This window comes from Ralstonia sp. PBBBR1, from assembly GCF_002256165.1.
GTDB lineage: Bacteria > Pseudomonadota > Gammaproteobacteria > Burkholderiales > Burkholderiaceae > Ralstonia > Ralstonia thomasii.
In genome coordinates this window covers 111977-127973 of record NZ_NKIL01000006.1, presented here as the reverse complement: position 1 = coordinate 127973, position 15997 = coordinate 111977, and the positions used below count along the sequence as shown (strand labels likewise).

The 15997-nt window shown below is 62.6% G+C and carries 14 protein-coding genes; 11 read left to right on the top strand and 3 right to left on the bottom strand.

The annotated features are described in order from the left end of the window. The first annotated feature begins 375 nt into the window (after positions 1-375). From CFE42_RS11735 to CFE42_RS11720, 4 genes are all read left to right on the top strand, one after another. Positions 376-1755: a sigma-54 dependent transcriptional regulator gene (locus CFE42_RS11735; protein ID WP_004629675.1), complete on the top strand. Its 1380-nt coding sequence runs from the start codon at positions 376-378 to the stop codon at positions 1753-1755. Between the two features lie 132 nt (positions 1756-1887). After that, entirely contained in the window at positions 1888-3129 is a 1242-nt protein-coding gene (locus CFE42_RS11730; RefSeq protein ID WP_238563742.1) for a glycosyltransferase family 87 protein, read from the top strand. Next, entirely contained in the window at positions 3126-4226 is a 1101-nt protein-coding gene (locus CFE42_RS11725; protein WP_004629679.1) for an acyltransferase, read from the top strand. Before CFE42_RS11730 ends, CFE42_RS11725 begins: the two co-directional genes overlap by 4 nt. A gap of 9 nt (positions 4227-4235) precedes the next feature. Then, the gene (locus tag CFE42_RS11720) at positions 4236-5297 is read left to right on the top strand and encodes an acyltransferase (protein ID WP_004629680.1); all 1062 of its coding nucleotides are present in this window, start codon (positions 4236-4238) and stop codon (positions 5295-5297) included. A gap of 258 nt (positions 5298-5555) precedes the next feature. On the opposite strand, the gene CFE42_RS11715 is transcribed toward CFE42_RS11720, so the two are convergent. The 3 genes from CFE42_RS11715 to CFE42_RS11705 are packed head-to-tail and all read right to left on the bottom strand — an operon-like array spanning position 5556 to position 9164. Beyond that, positions 5556-6569 carry a glycosyltransferase family 2 protein gene (locus CFE42_RS11715; protein ID WP_004629683.1) on the bottom strand — a complete coding sequence of 338 codons (1014 nt, stop codon included), beginning with the start codon at positions 6567-6569 and terminating at the stop codon, positions 5556-5558. Continuing rightward, complete coding sequence (locus tag CFE42_RS11710) at positions 6569-7885, bottom strand: glycosyltransferase family 87 protein (protein WP_004629684.1); 1317 nt, start codon at positions 7883-7885, stop codon at positions 6569-6571. The genes CFE42_RS11715 and CFE42_RS11710 overlap by 1 nt, the downstream gene beginning before the upstream one ends. 7 nt (positions 7886-7892) lie before the next feature. Next, positions 7893-9164, bottom strand: coding sequence for a glycosyltransferase family 87 protein (locus tag CFE42_RS11705; RefSeq protein WP_004629686.1), 1272 nt, complete (start codon positions 9162-9164; stop codon positions 7893-7895). Positions 9165-10130: 966 nt separating this feature from the next. Here CFE42_RS11705 and CFE42_RS11700 point away from each other — a divergent pair. The 7 genes from CFE42_RS11700 to CFE42_RS11670 all read left to right on the top strand — a co-directional run bounded on the left by CFE42_RS11700 (position 10131) and on the right by CFE42_RS11670 (position 15978). Next, positions 10131-10298 (top strand): Flp family type IVb pilin, encoded by a 168-nt coding sequence (locus CFE42_RS11700; RefSeq protein ID WP_004629688.1) that lies wholly within the window; start codon positions 10131-10133, stop codon positions 10296-10298. A 148-nt stretch (positions 10299-10446) separates the two neighbouring features. After that, positions 10447-10617 carry a Flp family type IVb pilin gene (locus CFE42_RS11695; protein ID WP_004629689.1) on the top strand — a complete coding sequence of 57 codons (171 nt, stop codon included), beginning with the start codon at positions 10447-10449 and terminating at the stop codon, positions 10615-10617. Between the two features lie 46 nt (positions 10618-10663). After that, positions 10664-10834 (top strand): Flp family type IVb pilin, encoded by a 171-nt coding sequence (locus CFE42_RS11690; RefSeq protein ID WP_004629691.1) that lies wholly within the window; start codon positions 10664-10666, stop codon positions 10832-10834. Between the two features lie 89 nt (positions 10835-10923). Next, complete coding sequence (locus CFE42_RS11685; RefSeq protein ID WP_004629693.1) at positions 10924-11469, top strand: A24 family peptidase; 546 nt, start codon at positions 10924-10926, stop codon at positions 11467-11469. A 61-nt stretch (positions 11470-11530) separates the two neighbouring features. Continuing rightward, a complete protein-coding gene (locus tag CFE42_RS11680) occupies positions 11531-12970 on the top strand; it encodes an ATP-binding protein (RefSeq protein WP_193747919.1) in 1440 nt (479 codons plus the stop codon). Positions 12971-13019: 49 nt separating this feature from the next. Further along, the gene (gene cpaB, locus CFE42_RS11675; protein WP_004629697.1) at positions 13020-13871 is read left to right on the top strand and encodes a Flp pilus assembly protein CpaB; all 852 of its coding nucleotides are present in this window, start codon (positions 13020-13022) and stop codon (positions 13869-13871) included. A 115-nt stretch (positions 13872-13986) separates the two neighbouring features. Beyond that, positions 13987-15978, top strand: coding sequence for a type II and III secretion system protein family protein (locus CFE42_RS11670; protein ID WP_004629699.1), 1992 nt, complete (start codon positions 13987-13989; stop codon positions 15976-15978). The last annotated feature ends 19 nt before the right edge of the window (positions 15979-15997 follow it).

Genomic DNA, 15997 nt, shown 5'->3' with positions numbered 1-15997 from the left:
AGGGGAAGCTCAGAACAAAGGCGGTGCAGCGGCCACACCAGATGGCCAGGCACCCAAGAACACGCCCGATACAGCCATTCATAACGGCCTCGGGCAATGCGAGGGGAGTCCACTCGTAGCAGTGAAAGTCGAATTAGAAGTTGTCCGGGGGTAATGTCGGTGCGAACCGACGTCAAAGCCAGTCTCGAACAAACGAGACCGCCAGGTTGCCAGGCATGCACCGCACGCCGACAGCCCCATGGTGCATAGAGGTTCCTCCCCCAGACTGCATTTGCGGACGGACGGCTTTCCGCCCTTGTCCGACGGTTGACTTGGCAGTCCATTGGTGGCCGCAACAGCAGTGCGCGGCCCCATAGAAAAACGTTGGGGGAAAACATGAACGCGTACATCAACCGCCCGTTGCTTTATGTTTCACTGCGTCACGATGCAACGCGTTGCCGCTACCTGGCTCAACAGGGCTGGCAACTGCTCTTCGCCAACAACCGCCGCGACCTTGAAGCGCTGAACCTGTGCGAAGAGTCCGTCCTGGGCGGTCTGCTGGATCTGGATTGCGGTTACTCCGACACCGAATTGGAAGAACTGGAACCTTGGCTTGCCCGGCAGAACATTGGCTGGATCGGAGTGGTTGGCAACGGTGACATGTTGTCTGACCCGATGCGCAAGCTGCTCGGCCTGTACTTTGTCGACTACTACAACATCCCGTGCGACAGCGCCGAATTGGCACACGCACTGGGGCACGCCGTCGGCATGGCACACCTGCGCCCGGCGGCAACGCTCACACGCGATGCGCTGCGCCCCGATGGCATGATCGGCAACTGCCTCGCCATGCAGGGCCTGTTCCGCGGCATCGAGAAGGTCTCGAAATGGGATACGCCCGTGTTGGTCTCGGGCGAATCCGGCACCGGAAAAGAACTCGCGGCACGCGCAATCCACTGCGCCTCGCGCCGCGCCGGCCAGCCATTCATCGCCGTCAATTGCGCGGCCATTCCCCCCACGCTGCTGATGTCCGAACTGTTCGGCTATGAGCGTGGCGCCTTCACCGGCGCCGTCAAGCGCAAGCCCGGCCGCATCGAAATGGCGCACGGCGGCACGCTCTTCCTGGATGAAATCGGCGATATGCCGCTGGAAAGCCAGACCAGTCTGCTGCGCTTTCTGGAAACCGGCTGCATCGAACGGTTGGGCGGTACAGAGTCGGTTGCCGTCGACGTGCGTGTCATCTCAGCAACGCATGTCGACCTGGAAGCAGCCATCGCCGCAGAACGCTTTCGCGGCGATCTCTACCACCGCCTCTGCGTGCTGCGCGTCAAGCAACCTGCACTGCGCGAGCGCGACACCGACATCCTGCTACTGGCCGAACATATCCTCAACAGCGTGCGCAGCCATTCGCCCGAGCACATCAAGGGGTTCTCACCGACGGCCCTGCGTGCGCTCAGCGTGCACACATGGCCGGGCAATGTGCGGGAGCTGATCAACCGCATCCGGCACGCCGCTGCCATGTGCGAAGACGGCATCATCAAGCCGGCCGATCTCGACCTGCAGCCGCCCGTCGAGCCGTCGCGCCCGCCTACCCTGGCCGAGGCCCGGGAAGCAGCCGAGCGCTGTGCTGTCAAAGAAGCCCTGCAACGCAATCATGAACGGCTCATCGACGTGGCCGAAGAACTTGGCATCTCACGCGTCACGCTGTTCCGGATGATGCGCGAGCACAAGCTGCAGATCCGCAAGGGCGAACTTGGGATGGTGTGTGTGCAGGGGTAAAGGCAAGGGGAATGGCGGGGACAGAACAAAAAACAGGGGCGGACCATGTCAGTCAGCCAGCAGGGGACGGCGCGGGTTGACCCAGCGCCGAAATCGAGGGGGGGAGGTTGGCAGGGGTCCCGCCGACTGTATGTGTACGGCGGGGCCCTGCTCTTCCTTGAGTATTTCCTGCTCGGCGTGTGGTGGTGGGGCCACCACATCTTGCAGAACACCACCATTCCCTCGCCGGGGTGGGATCTGGCTGTCTTCTGGAGTGCCGCCAACCTGGCCATCACGCACGGCGCGACAACAGCGTATGACTGGGGGTTGTTGCGCGCTACGGAAGCCGCCATCCTGCCGCCCGACATCTTTGGGCCGTTCTCCTATCCGCCAACGTTTTTGCTGCTGATCTACCCGATCGGCGTGTTGTCGTTTGGTGCGGCCACGGTGGCCTTCTCGGGCTGCGGCATTGCGCTCTATCTGGGGATGCTCAACAAAACGCTGCGGTCGGTGCCAGGCGCGCTGCGGCTGCCTTGGCTCATTCCGGCGCTTGCATTTCCTGGTGTGTGGGTCACGCTGGTCACGGGGCAGAATTCGCTCTTCACCGCAGCAGCGGCGGGTGCGGCGCTGGTGCTGCTGCGGCGATCTCCGGTGGCGGCAGGTGCTTGCATCGCCATGCTGTGCATCAAACCGCAACTGGGCATCCTGTTCCCGCTATACCTACTCTGCGAGCGCCAGTGGCGCACGCTCGCATCGGCGGCGTTCTTCTCGGCGCTGACTTTAGCGGTGAGCTGGCTCGCATTTGGCACAGCCACCTTTGTTGCCGCCGCGAGAAGCATGGCCATGTTCCGCCACGCTATTGTCGAGAACGGTGGTGTGATCCTGTACGGCGCGCCAACGGTATTCGGCACGCTGCGGTCCGCCGGGTACTCGACCACGGTGTCATATGCGGCTCACGCCGGCGTGGCGATGCTGGTGATTGCGGTTTGCGTTTGGTTATGGCGCAGCGCCTGCCGCTTTGAGTTGCGCGCTGCCTCACTGCCCGTTGCGACGCTGATGGTGCAGCCCTATCTCATCTACTACGACCTCGCTTGGCTCGCTTTGCCGATGGCCTGGCTTGCGGTGGATTTTGTACGCTACAGCAGCAACCGATTCGAAAATGCGGTGCTGCTTGCCGCCTGGCTGGTACCTGCACAAGGCCTGTTCGCTGTGCTTTCGCACCGGACAGGGCAATGGGCGCCGATCGTGCTGGTGGGCTTGCTCGCCATCATCGTGCGGCGCGCGCGTGCGCCACAACGCGTGATCGCACCGCACGAAAGCTTTGACGCTGCAACACCACCCGTTGCCGCGATTGGCGCACATGCATCCAACCCGGCAGGGGGGACAACGGCGTGAACAGAAGCTTTGAGGGCCTGCGCGGCATCGCGGCCTTGTTTATCGTTGTGCATCACATGTTCTGCGCATGGCCGCACCCGCTGTCTGCCAATGCCTATCTCGCGGTGGACCTCTTCTTTGTCTTGAGCGGCTTCGTCATCAGCAGCGCGTGTGGCCCGCAGTTGTCGAATCTTGCATCGCTGCGCACGTTCATGATTCGCCGCATTGGCCGTCTGTGGCCAACGCACATCGCAACCACGGTCCTGGCCCTCATCGTGGCCCGCCATCTGCCGGCGTTTGGCGAGACGCTGGCACTCGCCACCATGTCGCAGGGCCTGAACGTCTTCCAGGCCGGCATCGGCAACGCCGTGAGCTGGAGCGCCGGCGACGAAATGTACGTCTACCTTCTGTTCGGTGCGGGTTGCATCCTGATGCGCGGCCGCACCCGCATGGTGGTATTCGCAGCGTTAGCCTTGACGGCGTGGCCGCTGGCCGCCTGGATCGAGATCGACCGAGCCTGTCTTCTCCAGGGCGGCTGCCTCAGTAAGTTGGTTCACCAATTCGGCTGGCTGCGGTGTATTGCGGGCTTCTTCATCGGCGCCCTCATTTATGAGTTCCGAGATCGCCTTATTCCCTGGGCGAGCCACCCCGTCTTTCAGGTGACGGCGTTTTCAGCAGCGCTGTTCCTGCTCATTTCGGCAGATGCCCTTCCCGGGTCTGCACTGACCGCGCCACTGACGTTCGGTGCGCTGATCGGTGCGCTCATCAGTGACCGCGGCCCCGTCTCGCGCATCCTCCAAACGCCAGCCGCGCAATATCTCGGCAAGGTGTCATACCCGCTGTACCTTACGCATGGCGTCATGCTGCCGCTTGTCGTAAGCATGCCGGCAGACGTCGGGCTCAAGCAGCAACTTGTCACCTACGCGCTATTTCTCTTCTGGGCGTTTGCCTCCACCAGTTTGCTGCACAACTACGTCGAGTTGCCGTTTCGTAACCGGTTCAATCGGTGGGCTCAAGCCATGCCTGGCGCAGCCATACCCACCGCTCAAGGGGTTGCCGGCGTTAGGTTGCACGAGCACCAACACAGCGTCATTGGCAATCAGAACAAGCAAGCGTGAGATACACCAATGCGAACCACAGTCACAAGCCTGGAAGGTCTTCGCGGCGTGGCAGCACTGTTCGTCGTGTTCCACCATATGTGTTACGCACCACCGCATCGGCAATTTGACAGCGCATACCTCTGTGTTGATCTGTTTTTCGTCTTGAGCGGCTTCGTGATCTGTCGGGCCTATGGCGGGCAACTAACGAGCCGGACTCAGCTGCGCACGTTTGCCATCCGCCGCGTTGGGCGTCTTTGGCCAGCGCATATCGCAACGTCTGCACTGGCCATTGCCTTCGCTTATCGTGTTCCGTCGGTTGGCGAAGTGCTCGCGCTCGTAACCATGTCGCAAGGCTTGAACCTGTTCCCTAACGGCGTGGGCAACCTCGTAGGCTGGAGCATCAGCGATGAAATGTTCGTCTACCTCGCATTTGGCGCGCTCTGCTTCCTGCTGCAAGGCAAAGCGCGCATCGCGGGCTTCGCTGCGCTTGCTCTGATCGGATATGCGCTTGCCGTTTGGATCACGCTTAGCATCGATCGCTGCCTGCTCACCGGAAAGTGCCTTGGCATGACGTTCAACTTCGGCTGGACGCGCTGCCTTGCCGGCTTCTTCATAGGTGCGCTGATCTGCGAGTTCAGGGATCGGGTCGCGGCACTGGCGAGGGGACGTGCCATTCAGCTCACGGCATCGGCCGCATCGCTATCTATGGTTATGTTTGCCAATGATCTGCCCGGTTCAGCGCCGTTTGCGCCATTGGTGTTCGCCACGCTGATCGGGTCGCTGTTAGCCGATCGTGGCCCGATCGCAAACCTCCTCCAGACCCGCCCCGCACAGTATCTTGGCAAGGTTTCATACGCGCTCTACCTCGGGCATGGTGTCTGGTTCCTGCAGATGCTCAGCGCAACGACCGGCACTGGCCTCAACGACAGGCTCATTCCCTATGCGTTGTTCCTATTCTGGACGTTCGGCATCGCACACCTGCTGCACAAATACGTAGAAGTGCCGTTCCGAGACCGATTCAATCGGTGGGCGCAATCCAGTGCTCAAGCAACACCGGTCTACAGTCAAATCAAGGAACCGCAACAATAAGCAGGCGAGCGCTGCGCGTCACCGAAGCCGTTCTTCAACGCGTGGTTCATAGAAGGACCATGATCGGAGCGGCCGGCGCAGCCACGAGACCATGCAACGCACGCCACATCGTGCCCGATCGCCGCGCGGGCCCCCTTCAGGACGTAAAACCACACGGCCCAGTCGCGGAACCAAAACCCGGAGCATCAATGCGACCAGAGCATGGACGGTCAGGTGACGCGCCGGGTCCGGTGTGGACTCCCCTGTGCCCAGACGCGCCTAACCGCGCTGACCTCGCACCATCTGAATCACGCGCCGCTCACCCGTCAACCGGTTGCGCAGCCGGCGCTCCTGATAGCGGCGCTTCACCAGGTAGATCGGGCGCCCCTTGGCCTCGTCGTAGATACGGCCAATGTATTCGCCCACCACGCCCAACCCGATCAATTGCAGGCCACCAAAGAACAGCAGCAGCGACAGCAGCGAGGCGTAGCCCGGCACATCCACACCCAGAACCATGGTGCGAGCGATGATGTAGCTGCCGTACACGAATGCCAGGCTTGCAATGGCCAAACCGATATACGTCCAGCTCCGCAGCGGCCAGGTGCTGAAACTGGTGATGCCTTCCAGCGCGAAATTCCACAGGCGCCAGCCGGAGAACTTCGACTGACCCGCGCTGCGTGCCTCCCGCTCGTACGGAACGATCACGGTGTTGAAACCCACCCACGCAAACAGGCCCTTCATGAATCGGTGCCGCTCGGGCAACTGCTTGAGCGCATTGACGACCGCACGGTCCATCAAGCGGAAATCGCCAACGTTTTCCGGCAGCTTCAGGTCGGACAACGTGTTGTGGACTCGGTAATACGCGGCCGCAGTCACCCGCTTGAGGAAGGTGTCGCAGGCACGGCTGGCGCGCTGTGCGAGGACCACTTCCGCCCCCTTCTGCCAGTGTGCCACCAGGGTGGGAATCAGTTCCGGCGGGTCTTGCAGATCAGCATCGATTGGGATGACGGCATCGCCAAGTGCCTCGTCAATGCCGGCCGTCAGCGCGGCTTCCTTGCCGAAGTTGCGTGTCAGATCGATCACCCTTACACGCTCGTCCATGCGGGACACCGCGATCAACTTCTGCAGGGTGTCGTCTTTGCTACCGTCGTTCACGCACACGATCTCGAACTGCATGAACTCGACCGACTCCAGGATCGGCACGACCCGTGCAAAGAAGGACTCCAGCGCCTCGCCTTCGTTGTAGAACGGTACAACCAGCGAAAGGAGTTGGTTTCTTTTGTAATCCAACATCATTGTTCTCCCCGTCCAAGGCGCCTTGGCACGCGGCTACGTGACGCGTTGCGTGTGCGCTCAAGATGAATACGGCGCGCGATATGCGCGAGTGCAAGCAGCAATACAAGTGGCATCAGTTGAAAGCCGAGTCGGTCAATCAAGAGCATTCCGCCCAGCGGCAAAAGCCACAGCAGGATGAGCCCTTCACGTTCACCGGGCAGCCACCCATCCCGCAACGCGTAGGAGGCCAGCCAGGCAATGGCCAGACCGAGGAACGCCAGGTCGTAGTCGTACAGGTAAGGGCTGGCGAGCATGCTTGCCGTCAGCACGGCTGCGGCACGCAGTGCAAAGCTGCAAGGCCGACTCCAGGCATAGGCGACTGCGGCACAGGCCGTGAAGCCCCCTATCAGATGCAGCACGTAGGCCAACATCACGCTGCCGTGCAGCATCTTGACCATGGCAAAGAGGGTGGGCATGCGCTCCAGATGGACTGCGCCGGCTTCCACTGCCGAGCGCGCCAACGCCGCGTTGTGCAGAAAGGCAATGAACGACTGCGGGCCGAACGCTGCCAGCGCCAGCACTGCCAGCGCGAGTGAGGTCAGCGCCATTGCAATCAACGTTTTCCAGGCTCTGGCGCACATCAGTGCCACCGGAAACATCACAGCCAATTGCGGTTTCACCGTCAGCAGGGCGAGCAACATGCCCGCTGCGATCGGGCTGGGGGGCCGCTTGGGGCGAGGGGAATGCAGCAACGTGAGCGCCAAACCAGCACATGCCGCCAGCAGCAACGCGTTCTGCCCCGTTGCGAGCACGACCGCAATCCCCGGAAATGCCGCGCACGGCAGCCATGCCCGCCGCAATGGCACGATCCGGCCGACAACCCACAGGAAGCATCCGACGCTCATACTCAGGAAGACGAGCACGGCAAGCCAGTACGGCAGCAGCCCGAAGGGCGCGATGAAGGGCAGGAAGGTTGGCGGATAGAACCAGGGCAACAACCCCTGGGTTGTCGCCACCAGTGGGACGGTTGCCAGCTCCACGTTATGCAGCACAGCCACATCGTAGGCAGCGGGTGGGTGCCCTTGCAGCACCAACTGCGCAGCGCTCCAGAACACCAGAAAATCGCCGCCAAGCGGAAAGACACCCGCGACCTTCAACACACTGGCGCGAACAGCCCAGATTACAAAGTACGCGACGTAGCAGGCCAGCGCAGCCATCGAGTAAACGCGCACGCGGTCCGGGCCCAACCAGTGGCGAGCACCCGCGGCGGCCACTGGAGACGCCGCCGTCGCCTCGGGCGCCCTGTGCTTTAGAAGGTTCAAGGCGATGGCCATGGTGCCCTCACGCCCGCGTTACCACGCGACGCACAACAAGCGCCATCATGGCGAACAGAACCAGCGGCCCGATCTGCGGTAGTTTCAAATACGGATTGGCGTGCTCATAGATCGGCAGCAGCCAGGCCACAACGAGCGCCGCCCGCTCGCCGCTCGACAGGCCATTGCCGCTGCCATCACGCACACCGTCGCCCACCAAACCGGCAATGGCCAGCCCCAGCCATGTCAGCTCGTAGTCACGCAGATATGGCGACACCATCAGCGTGGCAATCGCCAGCGCCGCAGCACGTAACTCAAACGCCGTCGTCCGCCGCCAGACATAGGCCATCGCGGCGGCCATCGCCAGCGCTGTCAACACCTGTACGGCGTACGCACCGGTCACGCTCGCCCCGGCCAGCCGGGCGGCTGCGATAGGCGTTGGCATGCCCCACCATAGGTTGGCGCCGCCCTCGATGAAGCTCGCCCGCACCCATTGCGCGTTGGCAAGGAACGCCGGCACCGTGCGCCAGCCGCAGACCAACACGCTGACACTCGCAAACACCACGGTTGTCAGCAGCGCGCCGGCCAGCGCCTTCCATGCACGCGAGATCACCAGGGCCAGCGGGAACAACACCGCCAGTTGCGGCTTGATGGCAAGCAAGCCGATCAGCACACCGGCAAGCACGGGGCGCTTGTTCAGGTGATACACGGCAGCCCCGGCCACACCAGCTGTCAACAGCGCGTTTTGGCCAGCAAGAATGGTGATAAGCGTTGCCGGAGCGGCCAGCACAGGCAACCACAACCCCTGGCGCCAGGGGTGCTGTGCCCCCGTCAACATGCCGATTGATTTGAAATAGACGAGCCCCGTGCCGGCCAGGAACAGCAGGTAGCTCAAGGTCAGCGGCAACAACGACAGCGGCAAGACCATCAGCAGAAAGGTCGGCGGATAGAGCCAGGGAAGGATCAGCTCAGCCCCCCTTCCCAACGTTCCATGCTCGGCGATCACCGCAGTCAGCTGGCGCACGTCGTATGCCTGCAGAGGGCCCTGCGTCAGCGCGAGATAGGAGGCGCCCCAGAACGCCGAGAAATCCGTTCCAGGACGCGCCATCGTCACATCGGTAAAGCCATTGCTCGTCCAGGCCCAGCCAAGCAGCAGCACGCAGAACAGAACCAGCAGCGCACCGCTGTAGGCGCGCACTCGGGCCAGATCGATCCAGTGGCCAGCAGCATGCTCAACGGTTGCACGAATTGCTGCTGCGGCGCTGCGCGTGGCTGGCAGACGCACAGATCTCTGGCTCATGCTGCTCCTCGCGTCGGTTCCGGGTGGTGCGCGGCACACGATGTCTGCGCTGCGCTGAGTGGGGCTTCGTCACGCGCGCGACAGCTTCACGCCGCGGGCGGGTCTTAGAGCCCAGTCTTGTTCGTGCACTCGGATAAGGCAAGGTAGGGCACGCGCCTGCGGTCTGTGTTTAGCGCCGCCCGAGCGTCGAAATTGCATCGACGTTTCAGCACTGAAGCGCGGGGACATTTCCCGCGATGCGTTGTGGCTACAGCCTTGCTACGCGCAACCATCAGAGCGATACGCCAGGAGGATCCATCAACGTTTCCATCCGGAAACGTCGCCCCGCTATGGACACGCCCTCGGCTGGGGCACGGTGAGGAGGCTGACGCAGACCCCCAGCCTACCCGACGGCGATTTCCACCATCCACTACGCTACCCCCCCACCTGTCCATTTGAATGAGGACACCCCTGTGCTGCGTCATCCCTACGTAGCCTCATCCAAATCGACGTGCCGCGCCACGCGTTTCCCCCTGGCAACTCCGCCCCCGAGAACGCGGGCACTAACCGTCATGCACGCGCCCTCGAATTCAGCCAATCGCCCGCAAAGCCTTGTCGCACATGGAAGTGCACGGGGGTGGCCCAGCTCTTGCCTATGCCAGATCGCAGGACATCGTCACCGCCGCCTTGAACGGGGAGCAGCAAGTTCACAGCAGAAGGCGAAGCGAAACGGAATCTCCAATTCAAAGCATCGAATTGAAAAAAAAGGGATCGAGACAAATGCCGACCAACAACGCGCTCACATCGCCCACACGGGACAGCACGCTGCGCGACACCGCACGGTGCGTGTCACGTGAGTTCCTGCGGGCAGGTGACGGCAGCCAAGGCTGCTGGCCGTTTCATGCTTGTGCCATCTGTGCGCCGCCGACATGACCTCTTTCATTCTGGCTTTTCGAACGCGCATTTTTTCCACTGAAGGAGATTGTCATGAACTACCTCAACGCACTCAAGCAATTCGCCCGTGATGAAGATGGTGTGACCGCCATCGAATACGGCCTGATCGCCGCCCTGATCGCAGTCGTGATCATCGCCTCGGTCAAGCTCGTGGGTCAGAACCTGAGCACGGTGTTCTCCAACATCGCCGCGGCACTGTAAGTGCACCGATGTTGCAAACGCGAGGCTCACTGCATTGATGCCCAGCAATGCATGCCAAGCGAGTGCAAGCGTGGGTTGCCATGAACATGGCAACCCACGCTCCAGCAACAACGGGCAAAACTTCTAACAGGGTCAAAGGGAGATTGTCATGAACCGCTACAGCACGCTTCTACAGCAGTTCCTGTACGACGAACAAGCTGTCACTGCGATCGAATACGGCCTGATCGCGGCATTGATCGCCGTGGTGATCATCGCTTCCGTTCAGCTCGTCGGCACGAATCTGAGTACGGTGTTCTCCAACATTGCAGCCGCGCTCTAGCGGATTGTCAACTCGGTCAGCTACCGGCGCTACGCAGGAGACCAGCATGCATAAGCCAATCAACCCCAGGAAGTGGCTGCGCGACGATCAAGGCGTTACCTCGATCGAGTACGCACTGCTGGGTTCACTTATCGCGATCGTCATTCTCGGCTCCGTCGTGGCGCTGGGTAGCGGTGTGAAGTCTCTCTACGAAATGATCGCTGCGGCCATCCCGTGATGTTGCGCTGCACCGAATAACTACAACTTTTGCAAGACCCGACCTCATTGAACTGAACACGCAACCGCACCAAAGAACCCGAGGACACCATGAACGACGCCACCCTGCTCTCGTCAATGATTGGCCCCGTTGCAATGGGCGTGGCACTGATAGCGGCGGCCATCGACGCGCAGCATCGCCGCATCCCGAACTGGCTGACCTTCGGTGCATGGCTTGCGGCGCTGCCGTTGCAGGTAGCAGTCCATGGCTTCGGCAATGGCGCGCTGGAGTGGACGTGTGGCTGGCTTACGGGCCTGGCGATCTTCCTGCCCTTCTATCTGCTGCGCGGCATGGCTGCGGGCGACGTGAAGCTCATGGCTGCCGTAGGCGCCTGGCTCGGCGCGTTCATGGCCTTTGAGATTGCAATGGCCACGTTCGTGATCGGCGGCATCTGGGCGCTGCTATTTACCCTCCGGCATAAGCGCATGGCGCAGCTGCGCCGGAACCTGCGCGACGTCCTGTTGACGTCGGGGCAGGTCAGCCGGGAAGCCGGCGCGCCCACCCCGCAAGCCGATGCCTCTTGGTCGGTGGGCACGTTGCCGTACGGCGTTGCGATTGCCGCCGGCACGATTGCAGTCCTGTTTGCGTCGGCCTGATGCGCGCAATTTGCACATCTGGGCGCGCACTTCGTATTCACTCAGCCAAATGGTGATGAAGATGATCGGGGACCAAAAAATCGAGCACACAGAATTCGGGCACGCCCAACATGCGCCGCGCTCGCTGGAGGCGGTGCCATCGCCCACCGGGCTGGACGCCGCCCGTCGCGAGCCTGGTGCCCCATGGCACATCCTGCCGCGCACCGTGGCCGAAACGGGCCTGGACATCTCGTTGCTGCTCGGCCTGCTCATGAAAGTGGCCTACCTGCATCGCAGCGCCACGCTGGTCATGCTGATGGACACCATCAAGCTCCCCGCCATGGTCATCAATGAAGTGGCCGCCTACGCCGTGCGCGAGCGCATGCTGGAAGTCGCCCACCGTGGCGCCAACGACCTGGACGTGCGCTTTCACCTAACCGACGCCGGCTATGTCCGCGCTGCCGAATTCACCGCGCGCTGCAGCTATGTCGGTGCCGCGCCTGTCACGCTGGAAGCCTATGTTGAATCCGTTCAACGGCACTCCATCCAGTTCGCCTCGTTGTCCAAGACTGATGTCACCGCCGCCTTCAGCACGTTCGTCATGCCGCCGGACCTGCTCGACGATGTGGGCGTCGCGCTGAACACGAGCCGTGCGTTGATGCTCTACGGCCCTGCCGGCGGTGGCAAGACTTATCTTGCCCAACACCTCGGGATGCTGCTGCCAGGCACGGTGCCGGTGCCATACGCCATCACCATCGCCGGCGAGATCATCCAGATTTTCGACCCGCTCGTGCACGTAGCGCAGGAAGACGAAGACGGCCCCGTGGCGCGTCGCCCGCTGGACCGCCGCTGGCAGATGTGCCATCGGCCCGCGGTGCTCTCGGGCGGCGAACTGACGCTAGAGATGCTGGAGCTGCGCTATGACGGCACGACCGGCTTCTACCAGGCGCCCCCGCACATGAAGGCCAATTGCGGCATCTACATCGTCGATGACCTTGGCCGCCAGCAAGTGGGCGTGAGCGAACTGCTCAACCGCTGGATCGTGCCGCTGGACCGCCGCGTCGACATGTTCTCGCTGCGCAATGGTGTGCGGTTCTCCGTGCCATTCGATGTGTGGCCCGTCTTCTCGACCAACCTTGAACCGGCTCAGTTGGGCGACGACGCCTTCCTGCGCCGGCTCGGCAGCAAGCTTTACGTGGGCCCGCTCTCGGTGGCCGATTATCGCGAGGTCTACCTGCGCGCTGCGCAGGATCTCGGCCTGCAGAACGCTGATGCCGCCTTCGATTATCTGCGCGAAGCGCTGCACGAAGTCAGCGGCAAACCATTGCTGGCCTGCATTCCACGCGATCTGCTGCGCTTGGTGGCCTCGGCCGTCCAGTACCACGGTGGCCCATCCGAGGTAACCGCAGAGGCACTGCGCCGCGCGTGGGACATCTACTTCTGTTCGCACACAGATTTCAAGGCAACCGACTCCATGAGTGCGGGTATGGGCTGGCGGCAGGACAAGCAGGCTCACACCTGAGCCTTGCCTATTCGATCCGCTCTATTGATCTCAGAAGGGGGAACTCATCATGAAAAACGCGCGTGCAATCGTGATGCTGATCGTCGCATTGGTAGCGGGGATCGCGGCCGTTGTCTCTGCATCACGTTGGCTGTCTCAGCAGTCAACCAGCTCAGTCAAGCAAGTCGTGGTGGCCGCCAGCGACATGGACCTCGGCCAACCGCTGGGCAATGAGCAGCTGCGCACGGTCAGCTGGCCGGCGGGCAGCTTGCCACCGGGCACGTTTGACGACCCCAAGGCGTTGCAAGGGCGCGTGGTGCGCGCCAGCCTGCAGAAAGGCGAACCGATTCTGGAAAACAAGCTCGCGCCCATCGGTACCAAGGGCGGGCTTTCCGCCGTCATCGCGGAAGGCAAGCGCGCCATTACCGTACGTGTGAATGACGTGGTGGGCGTAGCGGGCTTTGCGCTGCCGGGCAACCTGGTCGACGTGATCGTCAACACCAACGAAGACGCGAAGAGCGCGAGCAACAATAACAACAGCATTTCCAAGATCGTGCTCGAAAAGATCCTGGTGCTGGCAGTCGCGCAGCAAGTCAGCCGGGACGATACCCAGCCCAAGGTCGTCAACGCGGTGACGCTGGAAGTCACACCCGATCAGGCAGAGAAGCTCGATGTGGCGCGCAGCGTGGGAACGCTCTCGCTGGTGCTGCGCAACCAAGTCGACGTGGCCGCCACAGCAACCGGCGGCGCCACCAAGGGCACCTTGCTGGGCACGCCCGCAGCCGAGCCCGCACCCAAGGTGGTGATGGTCAGCACGACGCGTGCAACCGCCAAGGTGCGCCACGTTGCCTCGGGCCCGATCCGGCAGCGCGACTGCATCGGTGTGCTGGCCGGCGTGCAAGGCAGCATGGAATGCTTCTGACCCTCCACACACCTGACAGTCCTTCAACACAACACGTAGCGCAAGTCGAGGTTAACCAGCCACAGCGTATCAACCGCATTTTTACCTTGTGCAGCAGACCCTCGGGGGGGGAGATATGAAGACGAACCAAAAAACCAATGGCGCCAACGTCACGCTACGTGGCGTACAGGTCCTCGGCAGCACACGCATGCTCATTCTGGCGAGTGCCGCCGGTGCCATGCTCTGCATGCCTACGCATGCGACAGCACAAGCGGCCATGGAGGCAGGCGCCGTAGCCAAGTCCACCACAGCACCGGTCGTGATGCAGTCTCGCGCCGGTGCATCCGCACCGGTGCAGATGACGATCAGCATGAACCCGGCGCTGGCGACCGCACCGGTGGCCGATGTACGCGGGCCGAACTGCACGGGCGCCGTGCGCGGCGAAAGCAGCGTGGTGGTGCCGGTTGGCAAGTCTTCGCTCATCTCGCTGCCGGAGCCCGTGCGCAATCGCACGCTGGGCAATCCGGCTGTGGTGCAGGCCACCATGGTGTCGCCGCAATCCATGTATCTGCTGGGCCGCAGTGTGGGCACCACCAACATGATCGTGCAGGGGCGCAGCGGCGCCTGCAGCATCGTCAATGTGGTAGTTAACGCCGATGCCGGTGGCCTGCAGACTTCGCTCGCGCAGCTGATGCCGGGTGAAAACAAGATTCGCGTGATGACCGCGGCAGACAGCCTTGTACTGGCCGGCAACGTGTCGAGCGCACAGGCGGCGCAGCAAGCCATGGAAATCGCCCACGCCTATGCAGCTTCTGCACAAAGCGGTGCGGACAAGGGCGGCGGTGCGGCAGGTGCACTCGGCGGTGGTGGTGCGGCCGGCGGTGCCAACGTCATCAACATGATGATCGTGGATACACCGCAGCAGGTCATGCTGGAAGTCAAGGTGGCGGAAGTGTCGAAGACCCTGTTGAACCAGCTGGGCTCGGCACTCAATGTCCAAGGCGGATTCGGCTCGTGGAGCGGCGGCCTCCTGACCTCCCTGTTGACCGGCTCGTCTACCGGGTTCTTTGCCAACAAGGCGAACAACCGGCCCTTCCAGGTTGAGTTGGATGCGCAAAAGAACGACAGCCTGGTGAAGATCCTTGCCGAGCCGAATCTCGTCACGCTCAGTGGCCAGGAAGCCAGCTTCCTGGCAGGCGGCAAGATCTACATCCCGGTTGCGCAGAGCAGCAGCTCAGGTGGCGCTCCCACCATCACGCTGCAAGAGGAGGAGTATGGCGTTGGCCTGAAGTTCACGCCAACCGTAATGGCCAATGGCCGCATCAACCTCAAGGTGGCACCGGAGGTATCGGAACTTTCGCCCACGGGCGCAACTGTCACCGGTGCCAACACGAACGGCCAGACCATCCTGCCGCTCATCACCACGCGGCGCGCCTCCACCACCGTGCAGATGCGTGACGGAGAGAGCTTTGCCATCGGTGGGCTGCTGCAAGACAACGCGCGCGGCTCACTGAAGGCATTGCCCGGCGCGGGTGAAATCCCCGTCCTGGGCACCCTCTTCCGTAGCACGCAGTTCCAGCATGACCTGACAGAGCTGGTCATCGTCATCACGCCGCGCCTGGTGCAGCCAATGCAGACGGCCTCGTATCCGCTGCCGACTGACAGCTTCTCGACGCCCAACGAGCTTGCCGTCTACCTGACGGGCAACATGGAAGGCTCCGGCACCAAGAACCGCGCGGCCAAACCAGCAACGGCCGCCGCACCTGCAACGGCACCGCAGGTACCTGCGCCGGTACCGAGCGCACCCGCTGCCCCCAGCTCGCAGGCGCCGATGCCGGCTCCGGTTGCGCCCGCACCGGTCGCTCCGGTCATCGCTGCACCACGCACTGAGGTGAGCATCGCCCCGCCCACGCAGCCGGCAAACGGTGCGCCCGAAAAACCGGCGGCCGCGCAACCGGTTTGGGAAACCGCGCCCGCCACAACATCGGCCACGGCGCCCACGGACGACAATGCCGCGCGTGTTGCCCGAATCGAAGCCACTGCGGCACGGCTGGCCCAGGCCAGAACCAAGACGCAGGGCCGGCAGACGGCAGTGGCCGACACGACCACAACCCCGCAGACACGCTAACCCGGGAACCATGTGGAGA

What these genes read in the sequence shown, in the direction of transcription:
- CFE42_RS11715 (WP_004629683.1), bottom strand. Translation starts at nt 6,569, where the DNA reads ATGTTGGATTACAAAAGAAACCAACTCCTTTCGCTGGTTGTACCGTTC.
- CFE42_RS11690 (WP_004629691.1), top strand. Translation starts at nt 10,664, where the DNA reads ATGCATAAGCCAATCAACCCCAGGAAGTGGCTGCGCGACGATCAAGGC.
- CFE42_RS11670 (WP_004629699.1), top strand. Translation starts at nt 13,987, where the DNA reads ATGAAGACGAACCAAAAAACCAATGGCGCCAACGTCACGCTACGTGGC.
- CFE42_RS11695 (WP_004629689.1), top strand. Translation starts at nt 10,447, where the DNA reads ATGAACCGCTACAGCACGCTTCTACAGCAGTTCCTGTACGACGAACAA.
- CFE42_RS11680 (WP_193747919.1), top strand. Translation starts at nt 11,531, where the DNA reads ATGATCGGGGACCAAAAAATCGAGCACACAGAATTCGGGCACGCCCAA.
- CFE42_RS11705 (WP_004629686.1), bottom strand. Translation starts at nt 9,164, where the DNA reads ATGAGCCAGAGATCTGTGCGTCTGCCAGCCACGCGCAGCGCCGCAGCA.
- CFE42_RS11735 (WP_004629675.1), top strand. Translation starts at nt 376, where the DNA reads ATGAACGCGTACATCAACCGCCCGTTGCTTTATGTTTCACTGCGTCAC.
- CFE42_RS11700 (WP_004629688.1), top strand. Translation starts at nt 10,131, where the DNA reads ATGAACTACCTCAACGCACTCAAGCAATTCGCCCGTGATGAAGATGGT.
- cpaB (WP_004629697.1), top strand. Translation starts at nt 13,020, where the DNA reads ATGAAAAACGCGCGTGCAATCGTGATGCTGATCGTCGCATTGGTAGCG.
- CFE42_RS11720 (WP_004629680.1), top strand. Translation starts at nt 4,236, where the DNA reads ATGCGAACCACAGTCACAAGCCTGGAAGGTCTTCGCGGCGTGGCAGCA.
- CFE42_RS11710 (WP_004629684.1), bottom strand. Translation starts at nt 7,885, where the DNA reads ATGGCCATCGCCTTGAACCTTCTAAAGCACAGGGCGCCCGAGGCGACG.
- CFE42_RS11685 (WP_004629693.1), top strand. Translation starts at nt 10,924, where the DNA reads ATGAACGACGCCACCCTGCTCTCGTCAATGATTGGCCCCGTTGCAATG.